At 53.1% G+C, this 18313-nt stretch carries 17 protein-coding genes; 2 read left to right on the top strand and 15 right to left on the bottom strand.

The window, feature by feature from the left end; all coding sequences use genetic code 11:
• Positions 1-7 precede the first annotated feature (7 nt).
• From G6L28_RS21435 to virD1, 4 genes are all read right to left on the bottom strand, one after another.
• A complete protein-coding gene (locus G6L28_RS21435; RefSeq protein ID WP_172691047.1) occupies positions 8-2518 on the bottom strand; it encodes a virA/G regulated protein in 2511 nt (836 codons plus the stop codon).
• Positions 2519-2618: 100 nt separating this feature from the next.
• Positions 2619-4577 (bottom strand): type IV secretion system ATPase VirD4, encoded by a 1959-nt coding sequence (gene virD4 / locus G6L28_RS21430; protein WP_172691062.1) that lies wholly within the window; start codon positions 4575-4577, stop codon positions 2619-2621.
• Positions 4578-5211: 634 nt separating this feature from the next.
• The gene (locus G6L28_RS21425) at positions 5212-6507 is read right to left on the bottom strand and encodes a T-DNA border endonuclease VirD2 (RefSeq protein WP_065657580.1); all 1296 of its coding nucleotides are present in this window, start codon (positions 6505-6507) and stop codon (positions 5212-5214) included.
• Positions 6508-6540: 33 nt separating this feature from the next.
• The gene (gene virD1, locus G6L28_RS21420; RefSeq protein WP_065657579.1) at positions 6541-6984 is read right to left on the bottom strand and encodes a T-DNA border endonuclease subunit VirD1; all 444 of its coding nucleotides are present in this window, start codon (positions 6982-6984) and stop codon (positions 6541-6543) included.
• Positions 6985-7252: 268 nt separating this feature from the next.
• On the opposite strand from virD1, the gene G6L28_RS21415 reads away from it, so the two are divergent.
• The gene (locus G6L28_RS21415; RefSeq protein ID WP_012478084.1) at positions 7253-7948 is read left to right on the top strand and encodes a conjugal transfer ATPase VirC1; all 696 of its coding nucleotides are present in this window, start codon (positions 7253-7255) and stop codon (positions 7946-7948) included.
• A 2-nt stretch (positions 7949-7950) separates the two neighbouring features.
• Positions 7951-8559: a conjugal transfer protein VirC2 gene (locus G6L28_RS21410; RefSeq protein WP_012478083.1), complete on the top strand. Its 609-nt coding sequence runs from the start codon at positions 7951-7953 to the stop codon at positions 8557-8559.
• 110 nt (positions 8560-8669) lie between these two features.
• Here the strand turns inward: G6L28_RS21410 and G6L28_RS21405 are convergent, their stop codons facing one another.
• The 11 genes from G6L28_RS21405 to virB2 form a co-directional block, all read right to left on the bottom strand.
• A complete protein-coding gene (locus G6L28_RS21405; protein WP_012478082.1) occupies positions 8670-9473 on the bottom strand; it encodes a response regulator in 804 nt (267 codons plus the stop codon).
• 131 nt (positions 9474-9604) lie between these two features.
• Positions 9605-10636, bottom strand: coding sequence for a P-type DNA transfer ATPase VirB11 (virB11, locus tag G6L28_RS21400; RefSeq protein ID WP_172691046.1), 1032 nt, complete (start codon positions 10634-10636; stop codon positions 9605-9607).
• Between the two features lie 39 nt (positions 10637-10675).
• Positions 10676-11809, bottom strand: a complete 1134-nt coding sequence (gene virB10, locus G6L28_RS21395) for a type IV secretion system protein VirB10 (RefSeq protein ID WP_065657577.1) — start codon at positions 11807-11809, stop codon at positions 10676-10678.
• Positions 11806-12687 (bottom strand): P-type conjugative transfer protein VirB9, encoded by an 882-nt coding sequence (gene virB9, locus G6L28_RS21390; RefSeq protein ID WP_012478079.1) that lies wholly within the window; start codon positions 12685-12687, stop codon positions 11806-11808. The genes virB10 and virB9 overlap by 4 nt, the downstream gene beginning before the upstream one ends.
• Positions 12684-13397: a type IV secretion system protein VirB8 gene (locus G6L28_RS21385; RefSeq protein ID WP_065657630.1), complete on the bottom strand. Its 714-nt coding sequence runs from the start codon at positions 13395-13397 to the stop codon at positions 12684-12686. The genes virB9 and G6L28_RS21385 overlap by 4 nt, the downstream gene beginning before the upstream one ends.
• Entirely contained in the window at positions 13384-13551 is a 168-nt protein-coding gene (locus tag G6L28_RS21380; RefSeq protein WP_012478077.1) for a type IV secretion system lipoprotein VirB7, read from the bottom strand. Before G6L28_RS21380 ends, G6L28_RS21385 begins: the two co-directional genes overlap by 14 nt.
• 33 nt (positions 13552-13584) lie before the next feature.
• Complete coding sequence (locus G6L28_RS21375; RefSeq protein ID WP_012478076.1) at positions 13585-14472, bottom strand: type IV secretion system protein; 888 nt, start codon at positions 14470-14472, stop codon at positions 13585-13587.
• 96 nt (positions 14473-14568) lie between these two features.
• Positions 14569-15231 (bottom strand): pilin minor subunit VirB5, encoded by a 663-nt coding sequence (gene virB5 / locus G6L28_RS21370; protein WP_012478075.1) that lies wholly within the window; start codon positions 15229-15231, stop codon positions 14569-14571.
• Positions 15232-15245: 14 nt separating this feature from the next.
• Positions 15246-17615 (bottom strand): VirB4 family type IV secretion/conjugal transfer ATPase, encoded by a 2370-nt coding sequence (locus tag G6L28_RS21365; protein ID WP_012478074.1) that lies wholly within the window; start codon positions 17613-17615, stop codon positions 15246-15248.
• On the bottom strand, positions 17615-17941 hold the full coding sequence (locus G6L28_RS21360) for a type IV secretion system protein VirB3 (RefSeq protein ID WP_012478073.1): 327 nt from the start codon (positions 17939-17941) through the stop codon (positions 17615-17617). Before G6L28_RS21360 ends, G6L28_RS21365 begins: the two co-directional genes overlap by 1 nt.
• Positions 17941-18306 (bottom strand): pilin major subunit VirB2, encoded by a 366-nt coding sequence (gene virB2, locus G6L28_RS21355; RefSeq protein WP_012478072.1) that lies wholly within the window; start codon positions 18304-18306, stop codon positions 17941-17943. Before virB2 ends, G6L28_RS21360 begins: the two co-directional genes overlap by 1 nt.
• Between the last annotated feature and the right edge of the window lie 7 nt (positions 18307-18313).

Raw genomic sequence — 18313 nt, 5'->3', positions numbered from 1 at the left:
CGACTTATCAGCGTTTAAACGCTTTGTCTTGAGCTCGATCACGCGGATCATAAACTCGTCGATCATCGAGCTCGTCAATGGCTTTTTCAGTCTCTGCTTTGGATCGAGCTTTCGAAGGCGACGTGCTTATCAAGCGCGCAGTTCGGTCTAACGCAGAAATAACTTCTTTTTTTTTCCGTCTTACGCCGACTGATTTGGCCTCAAGATCTTTTTTTACGTCATATAAGGCCAAAAACTCGCGATACACTTGCTGCTCACGCTCGAGAGTCGGCCATTTTCCAGTCAATGCTGTTTCGCGGGCAAGAACAGCTTCGGTTTGACCACGGGGACCAAGATGCAGCAATTGAGGGGCTTCGTTTTTATCCGGCGGAACAAGGACAGGATCGCGGCTCACTGTATAGTTGTAGCTCGTTGTTGCCACTTGAATTGGCAAGGCAACACCATCGGGCGATTCACTTTGCAGGCCATCGCTAGCGAGTTGGTGCGCGTAACCCAATTGGTTCAATTGATACCCATTTGAGGCCGTCGCGCCTTCCGAGCGCGCAACGGGGTCCGACAGAGTTGCCCTTTGATCCGAGCGATAGCTTGTGTCATCCGGCCATCCGCGCCCGACAAGTTTGGTCCGTCCTCTCCCGGTGCCAATATGTTGGCGATGAAGCCCCTTATCCTCAAGGTAGGCGGGCATGGGCCTTTCGAGACGCCGGCCCTCTTTCGTCGCTCTCGCAGTATCGTGGACAGCCTTGAACCCGAAAATATGCTCCGACTCATACGCACCGGTTTCGGTCGCGAGCCGCGCTCGTTCATTTTTCCGGCTCCCATAGGTGCCAATATTGTCGCTTCTTAAGCGAACAGTCTTTTCTGGCGAAGGGCGCGGAGCCTCCGATCCAAATTCGTTAAGCAACAGTCGCCTTGTGCTGGAATTCACGTCATGGATAGAAGCTGTAACGGTTCTGTCGCTTTTGGAGCCTAGCCGCTTAACTCCACCCGTGCGATCGACGGGATCGCTGGCGGTGATATTTTCCGTATTGTTTGCATCTGACCCAGAAGCAGTAAACCATTGCACAGGCCTCGTTTCAGATTCTGAACATGCTGCGAATTGCCTTTGAGACGATTCTGGCACCTGCTCCCTTACTAGGTCGGAACGACGATAGATTGATTGATCGTCTAAAGGGACGTCTGATCTATCCGTCAAGCTTGTGTACGACGGGCGACCAAGCGCGTCGCTATCATCAAGCGGATCGCGCTCATCGGCAATCCAGGCTGAGGGATCGATTTCTGCCAGACGAGCGTTCACTACAAGATTTTGCCATCGCGGTTGGGCTGGCTGCCGCCATTTTTCGTAAGCCTTTCGTTCCCTGTCTCCGAGCGACTTTCCTTCATATAAGAAAACCGGTGAGGACGACTGACCAATCGCTTGGGTCGTAACAGCGTCACTTTCAGTCCTGGCCTGGTGTGCATCTAAGATGAGATCTTCCCAAGTCGGGCGTTCCCTCTTACTCCAGCGTTCATAAGCAGTTCGCTCAGGTGCTCCGAGCCTTGTGCCATCATACACAAAAGAATCGGAGGAATCTGTCCGTTGACCAATGGGGCGTTGCGAACCGCGTTCCGACGCGGGCAGAGCCTCCCCGCGCTCTTCAAAGCAACCTTTTTGACCTTCAATCCAACCAGCATGGCAAAGTTCTGCCATACGCGCGTTAACAACGAGATCTTCCCAGGTAGGCTGAGCGTCTCCTTGCCATTGTCTGAGAGACTGCCGTTCCGGCTCGCCCAAGGGAACACCGTTGTATTCAAATGATGATGAAGATGTTTGTGAATCAAAAAGCCAAGCAGAGTCATTGATCGAGGAAACGCGTGCCCTCAATACCAAATCTTTCCACGTGGGTGGCTCCGCCTCGGCCCAGTCACCATATGCAGAACGCTCGGCTTCCCCGAGCTTCATCCCGTCATATGAAAACGATCCGGATGAATTCTCATCATCAATTAAGTTGCTCCGCTTTCGCTTCAATGAAATTGAACTTGTATTCTTCGATCCTGCGAGGGATGTATACTCGCCGGTAATCCCGTGTGGACGGCCAAGTTCCGTCAAGCGTGCGCTGACAACAAGGTCTTCCCATGTCGGCTGAGCGTCCTCTTGCCAATTTTCGTAGGCCTGTCGTTCCCCGATGCCCAGAGGCATCCCTTCGTATCTGAAGGTTGAGGGGGTGTCCTCTTCTAAATCTCGGAGCCAGGTCACATCGTCAATCGGATCGACACGTGCCTTGATTATAAGATCTTTCCAAGTGGGCCGGCCCGGTTCGCACCAGTTCTCGTAAGCCGCACGCTCGGCAGGACCAAGTCCAACACCATCATAGGTAAACGACACGGAAGTAGACTGGCTGTAGTCGGTTTGGACCTCAAACGAGGCATCAACCTGATCCCGAGAAGGTTCGGTTAAAAAAGGGGCGGTAGTACTTCCGCCAGGAACGTCAGGAAGCGCGTCAGCCGAACCTCTTATGTGAACTTTCGACTTTCCTGTCATACCGACACCTCGTAAAGGGCCAATTTGGATCTGGCGTACACTTTGTTGAACCGCAACATGCCGCCTGAAACGAATTGCACCATTAAGATCATTTCGCAGGCTATGCCGGTGCGGACCTCGATCTTTGCTGAAGTGCAATAATCTGGTCCAACAATTGCTGTTGAGCGGTCAGAGCGAGCGTCAATTCTGGAGGCACAACCGATTCCGGCGGTATCTCGCCCGCATCGGCTTGTTCCTCGTCACCATTTATTCCCATCACGCGTTCAGGGATATCAGCACCGACTTTAACACTTCCATGGTCCTCGGCCACAGTTCTGTTTTGCGGTGCAGCATCCTCATTAAAATTTGCTATCGGAGCCAAGTGGTATTGAACTTGATCGTTGCTATAGTCGGAAAGCATCAAGGGTGCGGGCTCAGGCAGAGAGCCCATCTGGCGTTCGAAAAGGCCTTTCAGCGTACGATCGGAATAATACTGCACCTTTCGTAATTTGAGTGGAGGTCGCCCTTTGATGAGAACGATTTCACTCTGATCGTCTAGCAGGCGCACTTGTTCGGGGCGCAAAAGGGCTGCACCTTGATCAGAAATCTGGATGTTGTGGTCGAACATTCTGGCTTGACTGTAAGAGGTCGAACGCGCTTTAAACGTATATTCGCCGATAGCTTTTGAGATGTAGGTTGGAGTTTCGTCATCAGCCGTGGCCATAAATACTTGTACGCCAGTATTGCTCAGAAAGTTTTGTTTTCCTGCGTCATCGTATGTGCCCGACAAGGCCGAAAGACTTTGAATAATAAACATAAAGCGGCCTCTGTAACCGGCGATGGTTGTGATCGCGGTCTCTATGGCCTCAAGCTTGCCCAGGTGTTTGAATTCGTCGAGGAGAAATAAAACTTCATGGCACTCGTCTTCACCTGGCAGCGATCTCTGCAAGATTGACACGAGCTGCTGAAACATCAGGCGCATAAGTGGTGCCAAGACCTCCAGATCGTTGGGACTGACACAAAGATAAATGCAGGTCTTCTTCCTCCGGAGATCGTAAACGGAAAAGTCTGACCGGCTTGTCGCTGCTTTGATAAGCGGATCAGCCCACAGGTTCAGTCCACCGTCGCCCAGCACAGAGGTGTACGATGTCAGAATTTTCGTGTCGTTGCCCGCCATATTATCGAAGATACGCTGAGCCTCTTTGTTTAGGCTTTCCTCCGCGAGTTGCGCAAAAAGCTTATACTTTTCGCCAGGCTGCGCAAATAGGTCATATACCGCGCCAATCGTTGGTGTGCCACGCTCAATGCAGGTAAGGATTCCCGCGACGAACAGGTCACGTGCGCCGTCAATAAAGCCTTCTGCTCCCTTTCCCTTAGCCGTAATAAGGTTCGCAGCTAGACGGCGTGTTTCAGTGAACTGGCGTTCGGGCGGAAGTGCGGCAATATCCAGGACCGGATTGTAACAATGAGTCTTCCGCTCAGGATCTAGGGGGGAGAACTTGAAAACTGCGTCGCCGCTCGCTTTGCGTGCTCTGGACGTCAGTTCAAACAATTCTCCCTTGACGTCAAGGGCGATTACCGAGCCCTTGAAGGTCAACAGCGTTGGAATGACGATGCCGACGCCTTTGCCAGCACGCGTTGGCGCGACGACAAGACTGTGTGGCTGTTCGCCATTGGTCAAATAACTGCCGAACCAAAGGGGACCACATGTCTTTCCAAAGATCGGCCCCTTGATGCGACTGTAACGCTGCAGATAACCAGCATGCCGCATTTCGCCAATTTCTGCCCAACGAGCTGTCCCATGATGCTTCTGATTGCGCAGCGATATGATGAGCTGACTTGAAAGAACGATCAGCGAGGTAAAGATGACAACAGATAAACCACGCCAGAAGACGGTGCTGGCATAACCCAAGTAAAGCGGGGTCTCATACCAAAAAGCGAAAACGTCGAACGTCATCATCGCTTTGCCGTTGAAGCCCCGGCGGAACGTTACATAGCAGCTGGCCGCACAAAAACCGGCTGCCAGCGAACATACGATGCTCAGGGTCATACGCTGGGGCGAAGTCTTGCTGGAGTTCATGACTTCACCGAAATCTTTGCACCCATCGTCAACGCGCTCCGGGTCTGGCAGCAACTGCAAACAATATAGTACGTATGCTTTCGCAATCTTCGAGCAAACGCGGTTCCAATCTTTTCATGTAAGGTTGGCGTCGCACCATGACTGCCACGTCCTTTCTGGGGGTCGCGCGTTTCAGGGCGGTCTTCTGCGTCAGCGGGCAGTCTTCGGTCGGAATTGACCCTTGATATACGTGTACTAAGGGGTACGGATGCGAGCGTTTTGCCGAGCCCGCCTTGCTTGGGAACAGGGACTGCCCTGCCGACTTTGGCAGTCACATTTCTTGCGTTATTTCGCGTCTCAAAGTCATAAGCGGCCGGAGCCAGGTCATTGCTGTTTATTAGCGATAATGGCGCGATCGCAGACCAATGAAGAGTAGCCGCCATGTACCGCAGACCAGTCGACGCTCTTCCCGAGGAATCACGCAATATGGCTGCATTTGGTAATCTTGATGAGCTAGTTGGAATCGGCCTATCCCTAACATTTCCTTGAACATTGGACAGTGCAGAGCAAGAGGCGGATGCGGCTCCACGCCGTTCGCCTGTCAGCCCGACGGAGGCCGGGCGAGCAGAGCGTATCGTGAACTGACCATTTGCCATTATTCCGTCCTTCCTGTCTCTAGGTCCCCCCCGCGCCCATCGTCGCGACGATTACCTCTTGCACGTTTGCGTCCACCCAATTCTCCATCGTGACGGTCACGCGGACGCGTTGGAGAAGCTTCCGGTTGCTCGGTACCGATGGAAGCAGACACCGGATCAGCCGCCTTGTTGCTGTCATCGCGACCGTCGGGCTCACCGACATTTGCCTCGGAATCAACTTGCGCAGCCTTCAATCTTTTACGGTTTACTCCGCTCGGACCTGCCTCCTCGTCATGACGTCGTTTTGACCGCTGCTGGCGCTCGACTGTGTGCATGGCAACGTCAGTCACCGGGCGAGAAGTATCGGAATTGCCGCTTCGTTTGGGCACGCTGGCTTCAGCGACATACGAAGTCTCAATCCCGAAATGCCCAATTACAGGGATTTTGGACGCGGATGGTTGGGCACTCCGCTCGCTCTCCAATGGTACGCGGATCCGTGCGTCGGCTTTGATGCTGGAGCCGGCGGGCTCCTGGAAACGGGCGTGCGGTTCAAGCGGTTGTCTGTCATGTCGGGTTGCACGGTCCGGTTCGCCGGTAGATGCGTCCGATCGAAATGGATCGAACGATTGACTGAGGTCCCGACGATCTTCCTCAGGCGAGGTCTCATCAAAATCTGTATCTTCGAGTTGAATCTTTTGAGCCTGCATCCGCTCAAGGCGTCGATACTCAGCATATGTGATTGGTCGCTCTGCTATTCCCCTTTCTGCTCGCGAAGTCGCATCCAGGACTATGCCGTGACGAAGTGAAATCTCTGCCATCTTTTTCCGTAAGCCGTCATAATTCAGCTGGGGATGGCGCCTGGATATTTTCAGCCACCCCTGCCCCAGAAGTTCCCGACGATTGACCACGACATGTAAATGTGGATGATCGCGGTCGACGTGGTAGGCTGTCAGATAGTTATAGCGGCCACCCCCGTATCCTGACCCAAACATCTCGGCTGCCCATTCCCGGCTTGCTTCATAAGCTGCGGTTTGGTCGGTACCTGCGGGGAAGCTTACAATAATGTGTGTTGTTAAGTCTTGTTGCCTGTCATCGTCTGACTGACTTTCGTCATAAATCCCGGCCTCCGTAACCCAGCTTTGGGCAAGCTCACGGATTTGATCCGGCGGAACGGGAATATCGAGATGCCGGGCTGAACGCTGCAGTTCCAGCTTTCCCTTTCGGGACAGGTACTCCAGCTGATTGATTATCTGCTGAAGGCTCTTGGTTCCACCTCCTGGCACAATGCGAATGATTACTTGAGCGCGATCGGGCATCCAATTTTCTCCCGTCAGGTGCGTGGTCAAGTGCTACAAGGCACCTTTCAGTAACGAGCGACCGTCGATCCGTCGCCGGGATACGGACAAAATGGAGCGCAGTAGTCCATCGAGGGCGGCGAAAGCCTCGCCAAAAGCAATACGTTCATCTCGCACAGCCTCCAGATCCGATCGAGGGTCTTCGGCGTAGGCAGATAGAAGCATGGATACATTGCTTGAGAGTATTCCGATGGACTGAAGTATGGCTTCCATCTTTTCTCGTGTGTCTGCATCTATTTCGAGAAAGCCCCCGATGCGGCGCACCGCAACGCGAATTGCCATACTATCCGAAAGTCCCAGCAGGCGCGCTTGATAGCAAAAGGTTTCATACTCGGCCGATCGCAGACGGGCACTCACGACCTTGAACCCTTCAACTTTCAGGGATCGATGCTGGTTGATGGTAGTCTCACTCGACGTGGCTCTAGTGTGTTTTGACATAGCTTCCTCCAAAGAAAGCGGAAGGTCTGGATACTCCAGCACGAAATGTGCCCGGGTAGACGGATGGAAGTCTAGCCCTGCTCAATATGAAATCAACAGTACATTTACAGGCAATACTGAATATACTTGCTACATTTGCAATTGTCTTATAACGAATGTGAAATAAAAATAGTGTAGCAACGCTTTTACTCATCGATAATCACAAAAACATTTATACGAACAAAAATACAAATGCACTCCGGTTTCACAGGATAGGCGGGATCAGAATATGCAACTTTTGACGTTTTGTTCTTTCAAAGGGGGTGCTGGCAAAACCACCGCACTCATGGGCCTTTGCGCTGCTTTGGCAAATGACGGTAAACGAGTGGCCCTCTTTGATGCCGACGAAAACCGGCCTCTGACGCGATGGAGAGAAAACGCCTTACAAAGCAGTACCTGGGATCCTCGCTGTGAAGTCTATTCCGCCGACGAAATGCCCCTTCTTGAAGCAGCCTATGAAAATGCCGAGCTCGAAGGATTTGATTATGCGTTGGCCGATACGCGTGGCGGCTCGAGCGAGCTCAACAACACAATCATCGCTAGCTCAAACCTGCTTCTGATCCCCACCATGCTAACGCCGCTCGACATTGATGAGGCACTATCTACCTACCGCTACGTCATCGAGCTGCTGTTGAGTGAAAATTTGGCAATTCCTACAGCTGTTTTGCGCCAACGCGTCCCGGTCGGCCGATTGACAACATCGCAACGCAGGATGTCAGAGACGCTAGAGAGCCTTCCAGTTGTACCGTCTCCCATGCATGAAAGAGATGCATTTGCCGCGATGAAAGAACGCGGCATGTTGCATCTTACATTACTAAACACGGGAACTGATCCGACGATGCGCCTCATAGAGAGGAATCTTCGGATTGCGATGGAGGAAGTCGTGGTCATTTCGAAACTGATCAGCAAAATCTTGGAGGCTTGAAGATGGCAATTCGCAAGCCCGCGTTGTCGGTCGGCGAAGCACGGCGGCTTGCTGGTGCTCGACCCGAGATCCACCATCCCAACCCGACACTTGTTCCCCAGAAGCTGGACCTCCAGCACTTGCCTGAAAAAGCCGACGAGAAAGACCAGCAACGTGAGCCTCTCGTCGCCGATCACATTTACAGTCCCGATCGACAACTTAAGCTAACTGTGGATGCCCTTAGTCCACCTCCGTCCCCGAAAAAGCTCCAGGTTTTTCTTTCAGCGCGACCGCCCGCGCCTCAAGTGTCGAAAACATATGACAACCTCGTTCGGCAATACAGTCCCTCGAAGTCGCTACAAATGATTTTAAGGCGCGCGTTGGACGATTTCGAAAGCATGCTGGCAGATGGATCATTTCGCGTGGCCCCGAAAAGTTATCCGATCCCTTCAACTACAGAAAAATCCGTTCTCGTTCAGACCTCACGCATGTTCCCGGTTGCGTTGCTCGAGGTCGCTCGAAGTCATTTTGATCCGTTGGGGTTGGAGACCGCTCGAGCTTTCGGCCACAAGCTGGCTACCGCCGCGCTCGCGTCCTTCTTTGCTGGAGAGAAGCCATCGAGCAATTGGTGAAGAGGGACCTATCGGAACCCCTCACCAAATATTGAGTGTAGATTTGAGGCCGCTGGCCGCGTCCTCAGTCACCCTTTGAGCCAGATAATTAAGAGCCAAATGCAATTGGCTCAGGCTGCCATCGTCCCCCCGTGCGAAACCTGCACGTCCGCGTCAAAGAAATAACCGGCACCTCTTGCTGTTTTTATCAGTTGAGGGCTTGACGGATCCGCCTCAAGTTTGCGGCGCAGCCGCAAAATGAGAACATCTATACTCCTGTCGTAAACCTCCTCGTCGCGTACTCGACTGGCAATGAGAAGTTGCTCGCGCGATAGAACGTCGCGGGGTTTCTCTAAAAACGCGAGGAGAAGATTGAACTCACCTGCCGTAAGTTTCACCTCACCGCCAGCTTCGGACATCAAGCGACGTTGCCTGAGATTAAGTGTCCAGTCAGTAAAACAAAAAGACCGTCGGTCTTTGGAGCGGACAACGTTGGGGCGCACGCGCAAGGCAACCCGAATGCGTGCAAGAAACTCTCTCGTACTAAACGGCTTAGCGATAAAATCACTTGCTCCTAGCTCGAGTGCAACAACTTTATCCGTCTCCTCAAGGCGGTCGCCACTGATAATTATGATTGGAATATCAGACTTTGCCGCCAGATTTCGAACGATCTCAAGCCCATCTTCACGACCTAAATTTAGATCAACAACCACGACATCGACCGTCGCGGAAGAGAGTACTCTAGTGAACTGGGTGCTGTCGGCTACCGCGGTCACTTTGAAGGCGTGGATCGTAAGGTATTCGATAATAAGATGCCGCATAGCGACATCGTCATCGATAAGAAGAACGTGTTTCAACGGCTCACCTTTCAATCTAAAATCTGAACCCTTGTTCACAGCGCTTGAGAAATTTTCACGTGAAGGATGTACAATCATCTCCAGCTAAATGGGCAGTTCGTCAGAATTGCGGCTGACCGCGGATGACGAAAATGCGAACCAAGTATTTCAATTTTATGACAAAAATTCTCAACCGTTGTTACAAGTGAAACGCTTCGAGGTTACAGCTACTATTGATTAAGGAGATCGCCTATGGTCTCGCCCCGGCGTCGTGCGTCCGCCGCGAGCCAGATCTCGCCTACTTCATAAACGTCCTCATAGGCACGGAATGGAATGATGACATCGATCGCCGTAGAGAGCATGTCAATCAGTGTGCGATCTTCCAAGCTAGCACCTTGGGCGCTACTTTTGACAAGGGAAAACAGTTTCTTGAATCCTTGGATTGGATTCGCGCCGTGTATTGTTGAAATCGATCCCGGATGTCCCGAGACGACTTCACTCATATAAGCCCATGCTGCATCGTCGCGCATCTCGCCAAGCAATATCCGGTCCGGCCGCATACGCAGACTTGCTTGGAGCAAGTGCTCGGCGCTCACAGCACCCAGCCCAACACCGTTCTTGGAGTAGAGTAGTCTAACATGATTATCGTGTGGAATGACGAGTTCGAGCGTATCTTCTATGGTGATTAGCCTTTCCTGGGGGGGGATGGCGCTGATCAAGGTCTTGCTCATTGTTGTCTTGCCGCTTCCGGTAGGGCCACATAGCAACATCGTCAGTCGGCTGACGACGCATGCGTGCAGAAACGCTTCCAAATCCCCGTTGTCAAAATGCTGAAGGATAGCTTCATCATCCTGATTTTGGCGTTTCCTTCGTGTCTGCCACTGGTTCCACCTCGAAGCATCATAACGGGAGGAGACTTCTTTAAGAGCAGAAACACGCGAGCTTGGCCGTCGAATGGTCAAGCTGACGGTGCCCGAGGGAACGGTCGGCGGCAGACAGATTTGTAGTCGTTCACCACCAGGAAGTTCAGTGGCGCAGAGGGGGTTACGTGGTCCGACATCCTGCTTTCTCAGCGCGCCCGCTAAAATAGCGATATCTTCAAGATCATCATAAGAGACGGGCAAAGGCATCTTGGTAAAAATGCCGGCTTGGCGCACAAATGCCTCTCCAGGTCGATTGATCGCAATTTCTTCAGTCTTCGGGTCATCGAGCCATTCCAAAATCGGCTTCAGAAGAAAGCGTAGTTGCGGATCCACTTCCATTTACAATGTATCCTGTCTCTAAGCGGAAATTTGAATTCATTAAGAGCGGCGGTTCCTCCCCCGCGTGGCGCCGCCAGTCAGGCGGAGCTGGTAAACACCAAAGAAATCGAGGTCCCGTGCTACGAAAATGGAAACGGTGTCACCCTGATTCTTCTTCAGGGTTGGCGGTATGTTGATGGTTGCCTTAAGGGCTGTCTCAGTTGTCTGCTCACCGTTATTTTGAAAGCTGTTGAAGCTCATCCCGCCACCCGAGCTGCCGGCGTAGGTGCTAGCTGCCTGGAAGGCGCCTTGAACAACACTCAAGAGCATAGCTCCGCTAAAACGCTGCCAGAAGTGGCTGTCGACCGAGCCCGGCAATCCTGAGCGACCGAGTTCGTCCGCGCTTGGCGATGTTAACGAGATCATCGCATGGTCAGGTGTCTCGGCGCGATCCCACAACACAAAAACGCGCCCATCTCCCTGTTGCAAGCCACGCTGTATTTCGCCAACAACGGTGGTGCCACGATCAAGAAGCACGATATTGTTCGTTGTTCCACGAATATCCTGAGGCAAGACACACTTTACATAGCCTGCCAAATTTGTGTCGATTGCGGTTTGCAAGATGCACGGAATTATTGTCCCTTGCGTTACCATAAAATCGGGGTGCGGCAAGAGCGTGGCCCTGCTGGGCTGCAGCTCGGTGGGTTTCATACGTATCGACAAATCGTTCTCGCCGGACACTTCGCCATTCGGCAAGGAGTTGTCGTCACGCTTGCCTTCTTGTCTTCGGCCCGTGTCGCCCTGAATGGCGCGTTTGCTGACCCCTTGATCGCCGCTGCTATATGCAAAAATCGGTGTTTCTTCCGGCCGTGGCTCATGCCGCTCCGGTTCGCCCCTCGGCGGTAGAGGAGCAGCAGGCTGAACAGCCTCTTGAACCGCTGGAGGATCCGGCGGCACCTCAATCGGAGCTGGATGAAATGGCTTGGTGTTTGTTGCGATCAAAGTTGACGGCGATGCGTTCTCATTCACCTTCTTTTGGCGCCCACCTAGCCAAATGAGGCTTAATGATAACGCGAGAACGACACCTCCGACGATCAATTTCTGAGACCCCGAAAGACGCCGGCCATGTTTGTCGGAGACCAGGGATCCAGATGCATCAACCTCATGTGCCGCTTGCTGACTATCGTTATTCATCCCTTCGCCCCCTTCAGGACGCGTTTCACATCGGGCCTCACCGTGCCCGTTTGCGGCCTTTGGCCAACGGGATCGTAAGCGGTATTCCAGATACATAGGACTGTGTGGCCATCCCTCAGACGCCAACCTCGGGAGACCGAAGAAATCTCGACATCGCTCCCTTTAACTGAATAGTTGGCAACAGCTTCCTTGCCATCAGGATTGATGGTGTAGATGGAGGGTATGCGTACATTGCCCGGAAAGTGGAATACCGTCGTAAATCCATTGTCGAAGACTTCGAGTGGCAACAGCGAACGATCGCCTTGGGCGACGTAGTGCCAATTACTGTCCGCCGCACCAAGGGCTGTGACAGGCTGATCCAATAAATTCTCAGCTTTCCGTTGATATTGTGCTTCCGCGTGTAGTCTGTCCACAACAGCCTTCTGTTGTGCCTCCCTTCGCCGAGCCGCCGCATCGTCGGCGGGGTAGGCGAATTGGACGCTGTAATAGAGATCGGGCTGCTCTTTATCGAGGTGGGACAGAGTCTTGGAACTTATACTGAAAACATAACGGCGCATCCCGGAGTCGCTTGCGGTTAGCACGATTACTGGCTGAGGCGTGAGGACCTGGCTTGCCTTGAAAAATAGATAATTTCCCCGCGGTAGGGCTGCTAGATCTTTGCTATTTGAAACGGCAACCGCTGTCACCGTTTCGTTCGTGGCGAATGTGACGACCAAAGTAGCTCCAACCGCCGTCGAGAGGCGCACCACTTGATCGGGATTGTAAGCCAAATAACGCATGCGCGGATCTAGCTTGCCCGCCATTGGAGTGTCTTCAGCCTCCGCACCAGTCGCAGCGGCAAATAAACATGCTAAAATGAAAAGTGCTTTTCTGATCATGGTTCGCTGTGGCCTACGTTTGAAACGGTATCTTCCGATGTCTGATAGGAGGTGACAACCAGACCTGCCGGGTTGGTCAGTCTCAATCTGCCGGGCAAGCTGGTCACCTTTTCGTAGCGAACTGTCGCGGTCCACGTACTCACCACCGGCATTTTGCCGTCAACGACGAGGGTCCTTTTATAGCGAATTTGCTGCGTGCTTGGAGTTACATCATTTGAAGCGATGTGCTCGACCTCCACCCTGCCGCGTTTGCCAAGAATGACTTGAGGCGAACCGGGATTGGGATAGTTGAAGAATTGCTGGTAATCCTGGCGCACTGTTGGGGCACTGAAGTTCGATACCAGGTCGTAGGCGTACTGAGCGGTATCGGCATCATAACTCTCGCGCAGGCGAACATACTCCCACAATGAGGCGTTAACGACGGCCTCCTCTTGAGTTGCAGGCAATCGCGAGACAGACACCTCGCTGTCAACGGTGCCGTCCGGCCGTATCCATAGATATACGGGCACAAGCCTGCTCAACGGCACCATTGTGGCTATAGCGAACGCTTGAGCAACATTTCCCAAAATCGCGATAGCTGCGACAGCTGCAATGAGTTTGGAGAGACGTCGCGCCGATTTCGCTCGCGCGGTTTGAAAGGCTTCTACTTCCTTATAGTGCTCGGCAAGGCTTTCGCGCGCCACTAGCATGGCATATTCAGGCCCCGTCATAGCGTCCACCCGAATTGCCGAGCTGAAGATCTGACGGAGTAGGCTGCCATCGCCCCACATTCAGCGGGAAGATCGGGCCTTTGCAGCTCGCTAATGTGTCGTTTGTCTGGCAGCCGCTCAAAGCGACAACTAGGCACAGCAGGCAATACTTCATAGAATTCTCCATTGAGGCGAATTTTTGCGCGACCTAGCCTCGCTCAACCTGAGCGAAGCGACGGTACAAGCTGCTGGCAGATTGGGTTGCGCCGCTCCAGTAACTGCCTCCAATGTTGCCGGCGATCGCCGGCAAAGCGACAATGAGCGCATCCCCTGTCAGAAAAAACATATCGAGTTCGTAAAGACCAATGATCTTGGCCGCGGTCGTACCGGCGAAGGTGATTACACCAAGCATAAGGGTGAGCGCAGTCGCTTCGGTTAGGATGACGATCGTTGCCACGAGGTTTAAGAGGAGAAGCAAGAGACCGTAGGTGATAAGTTGCCCGATCCACTTAGCTGCGATGTCCCGCGTGCGATCAAAAATATATCCGACGAGGATCAGAGGCCCGATCGCGAGAAGCACTTTCGTGAGAATTCCAACGGCGTCGTAAACTCCGAAGGCAGACCAGAGCGTGCCGTAAAGGACCCACTGTGCCCCTTGGAAAGCAAGGATGTCCTGGTCGTTCATCGGACCGATTTCGGATGCGATTTTCTGAAAAACGGCCTGGGTCACGGCGAACATTGTATCCAACTGTGCCGGAACAGTCTGCAGAGGCAAGCCGGTTACACTAAACTGCTGAACAAAGTTTGGGACCGTCTTTTCGAAGATGGAAACCACATAGTCTTGGTAGTTAGCCTGCCCAACAATTAGAGCAACAACGATGGTGACCGTGATCACCCGAGTGATACCGCTACGGGTATCGACTTCGCCGCGTATGACTAAAATACCCTGAACAATAATCCAAAGAGTGACACAGGCGATCAATGGCGCACTCACCGCCTCCTGGATAGTCTCAAGCATCGAGTCCAAGCCTGTCGTGAAGGCTACATCGAAGATCGTATGAATGGCCGTAAACGGCGCCGGAATCGTGAAATTCATCGATTGGACCTGAACTTGACTGGTTTGTCGCATAATGTTGGATAAAATGAGCTCGCATTCGGCGAGGATGCGGGCGGATGAACAAATCGCCCAGCCTTAGGGGAGGGCACCAAAGATGACAGCGGTCTTTTGATGCTCCTTGCGTTGAGCGGCCGCCTCTTCCGCCTCGTGAAGGCCGGCCTGCGCGGTAGTCATCGTTAATAGGCTTGTCGCCTGTACATTTTGAATCATTGCGTCATGGATCTGCTTGAGAAGCAAACCATTGGTCACGGTTGCCTGCATGATATTGCGAGATCGGGAAAGCTGAGCAGACGTATCAGCATTCGCCGTCAAGCGTTTGTCCATCGTTTCCAGATTGTCAGCCGCAATGCCAGCGCTGTTTGCGGAACCGGTGATCTGCGATCGCAACAGGTCCGCTTCAGCATCACTACCCACGACTGCACGATCTGTATCGCTGGTGATCGCACGTGCCGTGGTCGACATTGGCATTCGCGGCGAAAACATTTCATTGTCTAGGTCCTTCGTCGAAGGATACTGATTTTTCTGGTTGAGCGAAGTCAGTAGTCCAGTAACGCCGTAGGCCGACGTCAACATCGTAACCATCGCTATAGTCTGAGTGAGATTCTCCGCAGTCGCGAGCGCAGTCGCGAGCGTCTCAGCCTCCGTTGCCGGGTCGCTAACAACAAACTGCGCCCGCGCGGGCTGAATATATAGAAAGCTGCAGGTCAAAACTGTTGCAATAAGTTGCGTCGTCTTCATCGTTTCCTACCTTATCAATCTTCTGCCTCGTGGTGACGGGCCATGAATTCGCTGAGCCAGCCAGATGAGTTGCCTTCTTGTGCCTCGCGTAGTCGAGTTGCAAAGCGCACCGTGTTGGCACGCCCCGAAAGCACGGCGACATATTCACGCATATCCCGCAGATCAAATTCGCAGATGACGCTTCCACTTTCTCGTTTAAGAAGAAACTTACGGCTGCCGACCGTCATGTCTTCACGGATCGCCTGAAATTCCTTTTCGGTACATTTCAGTCCATCGACATAAGCCGATCGATCTGCGGTTGGTGATGGATAGAAAATCTTCGTCATACATTGCGCAACCAAGCTGGCTCCTAGCGGCGATTCCAGAACATGCTCTGGTTGCTGCGTTGCCAGTATTAGCATCCCGTTGTTTTTTCGAACGGTCAGGAGGAATTTGTCGACGACAGTCGAAAATTTAGGGTTTAACAAATAGGCGCGAAACTCATCGCAGCTCATCACAAAACGGCGGCCGTCGATCATGGCTCCAATCCGATGCAGGAGATATGCTGCAGCGGGAGCGCATACTTCCTCGTATTCGAGAAGATGCGTCATGTCGAAGCCGGTAATCGACGGATCTAACTTTACTTCGTCAACTTCGCCGTCAAATGCCCAGCCAAGCGCATGGCCCCGGCACCAGCGTTGGAGCCGCGCTCCTGCGCCTTCGGCGGGCCCATGCAACAAAAATTCACGTAACCCCGCGATTGAACGCATTTGTGGATCAAACGAGAGCTGACGATGGATACCACGGACCAGACGGCGGTTCTCTTCCGGAGAAATCCCACCCCGACCATCACTCTCGATGAGAGCCACGATCCATTCGCGCAGAAAATCGTGTGAGGCTGCTGTGTTTTCTAGGCCACGCAACGGCGCCAACCCGCTGGGTGTGCCTCTGTGAAGTGCCAAATATGTTCCTCCTGTGGCGCGAACCAGCAATTCGCCACCCCGGTCCTTGTCAAAGAACACGACCGTACCTGCACGGTCGACCATGCTCTGTTCGAGCATGGCTAGAACAAACATCATGAGCGTCGTCTTACCCCTCCCGATAGGCCCGAATATTGCCGTCATGCCAACATCGTGCTCATGCGGGATATAGTCGAAAGGCGTTCCGCCATTGGTACGAAATCGGGCAATCGCGTTGCCCCAGTGGCCTGAGCTGGCGCCCTCTGGAAAGTTTTCGAAAGAGACAAACCCTGCGAAATTGCGTGAAGTGATTGCGCCAGGGCGTGTGCGCCACTTAAAATTCCCCGGCAATTGGGACCAATAGGCCGCTTCCATACCAATACCTTCTTGGACAACCACGGCACCTGCATCCGCCATTCGTGTCCGAGCCCGCGCGCCCCTGTCCCCAAGACTATTGAGATCGTCTGCATAGACGCAAAGGCTCAAATGATGTGAGCCCATAACGAATTCGTTGCTCGCAAGTGCGTCCTCAGCCTCGGATAATTTGCCGATTTGAGTCACGGCTTTATCGCCGGAACTCAGCATCTGGCTCGATTTGAGGCTAAGTTTCGCGTGCGCTTGCGGGCGAGTCAGGAACGAAAAACTCTGCGTGAGAACAAGTGGAAAATCGAGGGATAGCAGCGCGTTGAGCATGCCCGGCCGTGTTTTTGCAGGGTATTCGCGAAACGAATAGATGGATCCAACGTAACTGTCTTTTGGCGTTCTGATCTCGAGTCCTCGCTTGCCGCAAATGACTCTGTCGGTATAAATCGAAGCGCCGAGTGAGCCGCTGACGACCGGAACCGGTGTGAACCGACCAGTCATGATCAACCGTAGCGCTTCGCCAATTTCGGTGAAGAGCACACCCTGCTTCTCGCGGATGCCAAGACGATGCAGGCCATACGCTTTAAGAGAGCCAGCGACAACATGCCAAAGATCTTCCATGTTCCTGATCTGGCCCGTGAGATCGTTTTCCCTTTTTCCGCTTAGCTTGGTGAACCTCCTCTTTACCTTCCCTAAAGCCGCCTGTGGGTAGACAATCAACGTAAGGAAGTGTTCATTGCGGAGGAGTTGGCCGGAGAGCACGCGCTGTTCAAAAGCTTCGTTCAGGCTAGCGGCGAAAACACTACGGAAGTGTCGCGGCGCCGATGATGGCACGTCGGCATGACGTACGAGGTGAGCATATATTGACACATGATCATCAGCGATATTGCGCAACAGCGTGTTGAACGCACGACAACGCGCATTGCGCATTTCAGTTTCCTCAAGCTCGAATGCAACGCCATCAATTCTCGCAATGGTCATGATCGATCCGTCTTCAAGAAGGACGATATGGTCGCTGAGGTGGCCAATATAAGGGAGATAGATCTCACCGGATCTTTCGGTCGTTCCACTCGCGCCGAGCATCACACCATTCCTCTCCCTCGTGGGGGAACCCTAATTGGATTTGGGCTAACAGTAGCGCCCCCCCAAACTGCACTATCAATGCTTCTTCCCGCGGTCCGCAAAAATAGCAGGACGACGCTCGCCGCATTGTAGTCTCGCTCCACGATGAGCCGGGCTGCAAACCATAACGGCACGAGAACGACTTCGTAGAGCGGGTTCTGAACGATAACGATGACAAAGCCGGCGAACATCATGAATAACCCTGCCAATGTCAGTGGCACCCCAAGAAACAATGCGGGCCGTGTGGCTGCGAGGTAAAGGGTCGATTCTTCCAAACGATCAGCCATCAACTACCGCCAGTGAGCGTTTGGCCGAGGAAGCTCGCCCCAAACATGATAACAATGCCGCCGACGACGCCGGCAACCAGCCCAAGCGAAGCCCGCCCGAACATCCAGGAGATCCCGATAGCGACAATGCCGAGAACAGCGAGTGACTGGCCGAACGGACCAAGGATAAACGTGCATATATTGTTAACCATTGTGGCGGGGTCAGTGCCGCCACCCGCAGATTGCGCTGCGGCGGGTCCGGATGAGGAAATGCTCCATGCAATTGCACCGCACAAGCTTGGGGCGCAGCTCGATATCACGCGCATCATCGCATTCGAGAGCGAGAGGCGATTTAGATGTAAACGGTATCTCTCAAAGCATCGCATCAATGCG

Source organism: Agrobacterium larrymoorei, from assembly GCF_013322225.1.
GTDB lineage: Bacteria > Pseudomonadota > Alphaproteobacteria > Rhizobiales > Rhizobiaceae > Agrobacterium > Agrobacterium larrymoorei_A.
The sequence above is the reverse complement of the archived record's forward strand: the minus strand, read 5'-3'. Positions and strand labels throughout refer to the sequence as shown.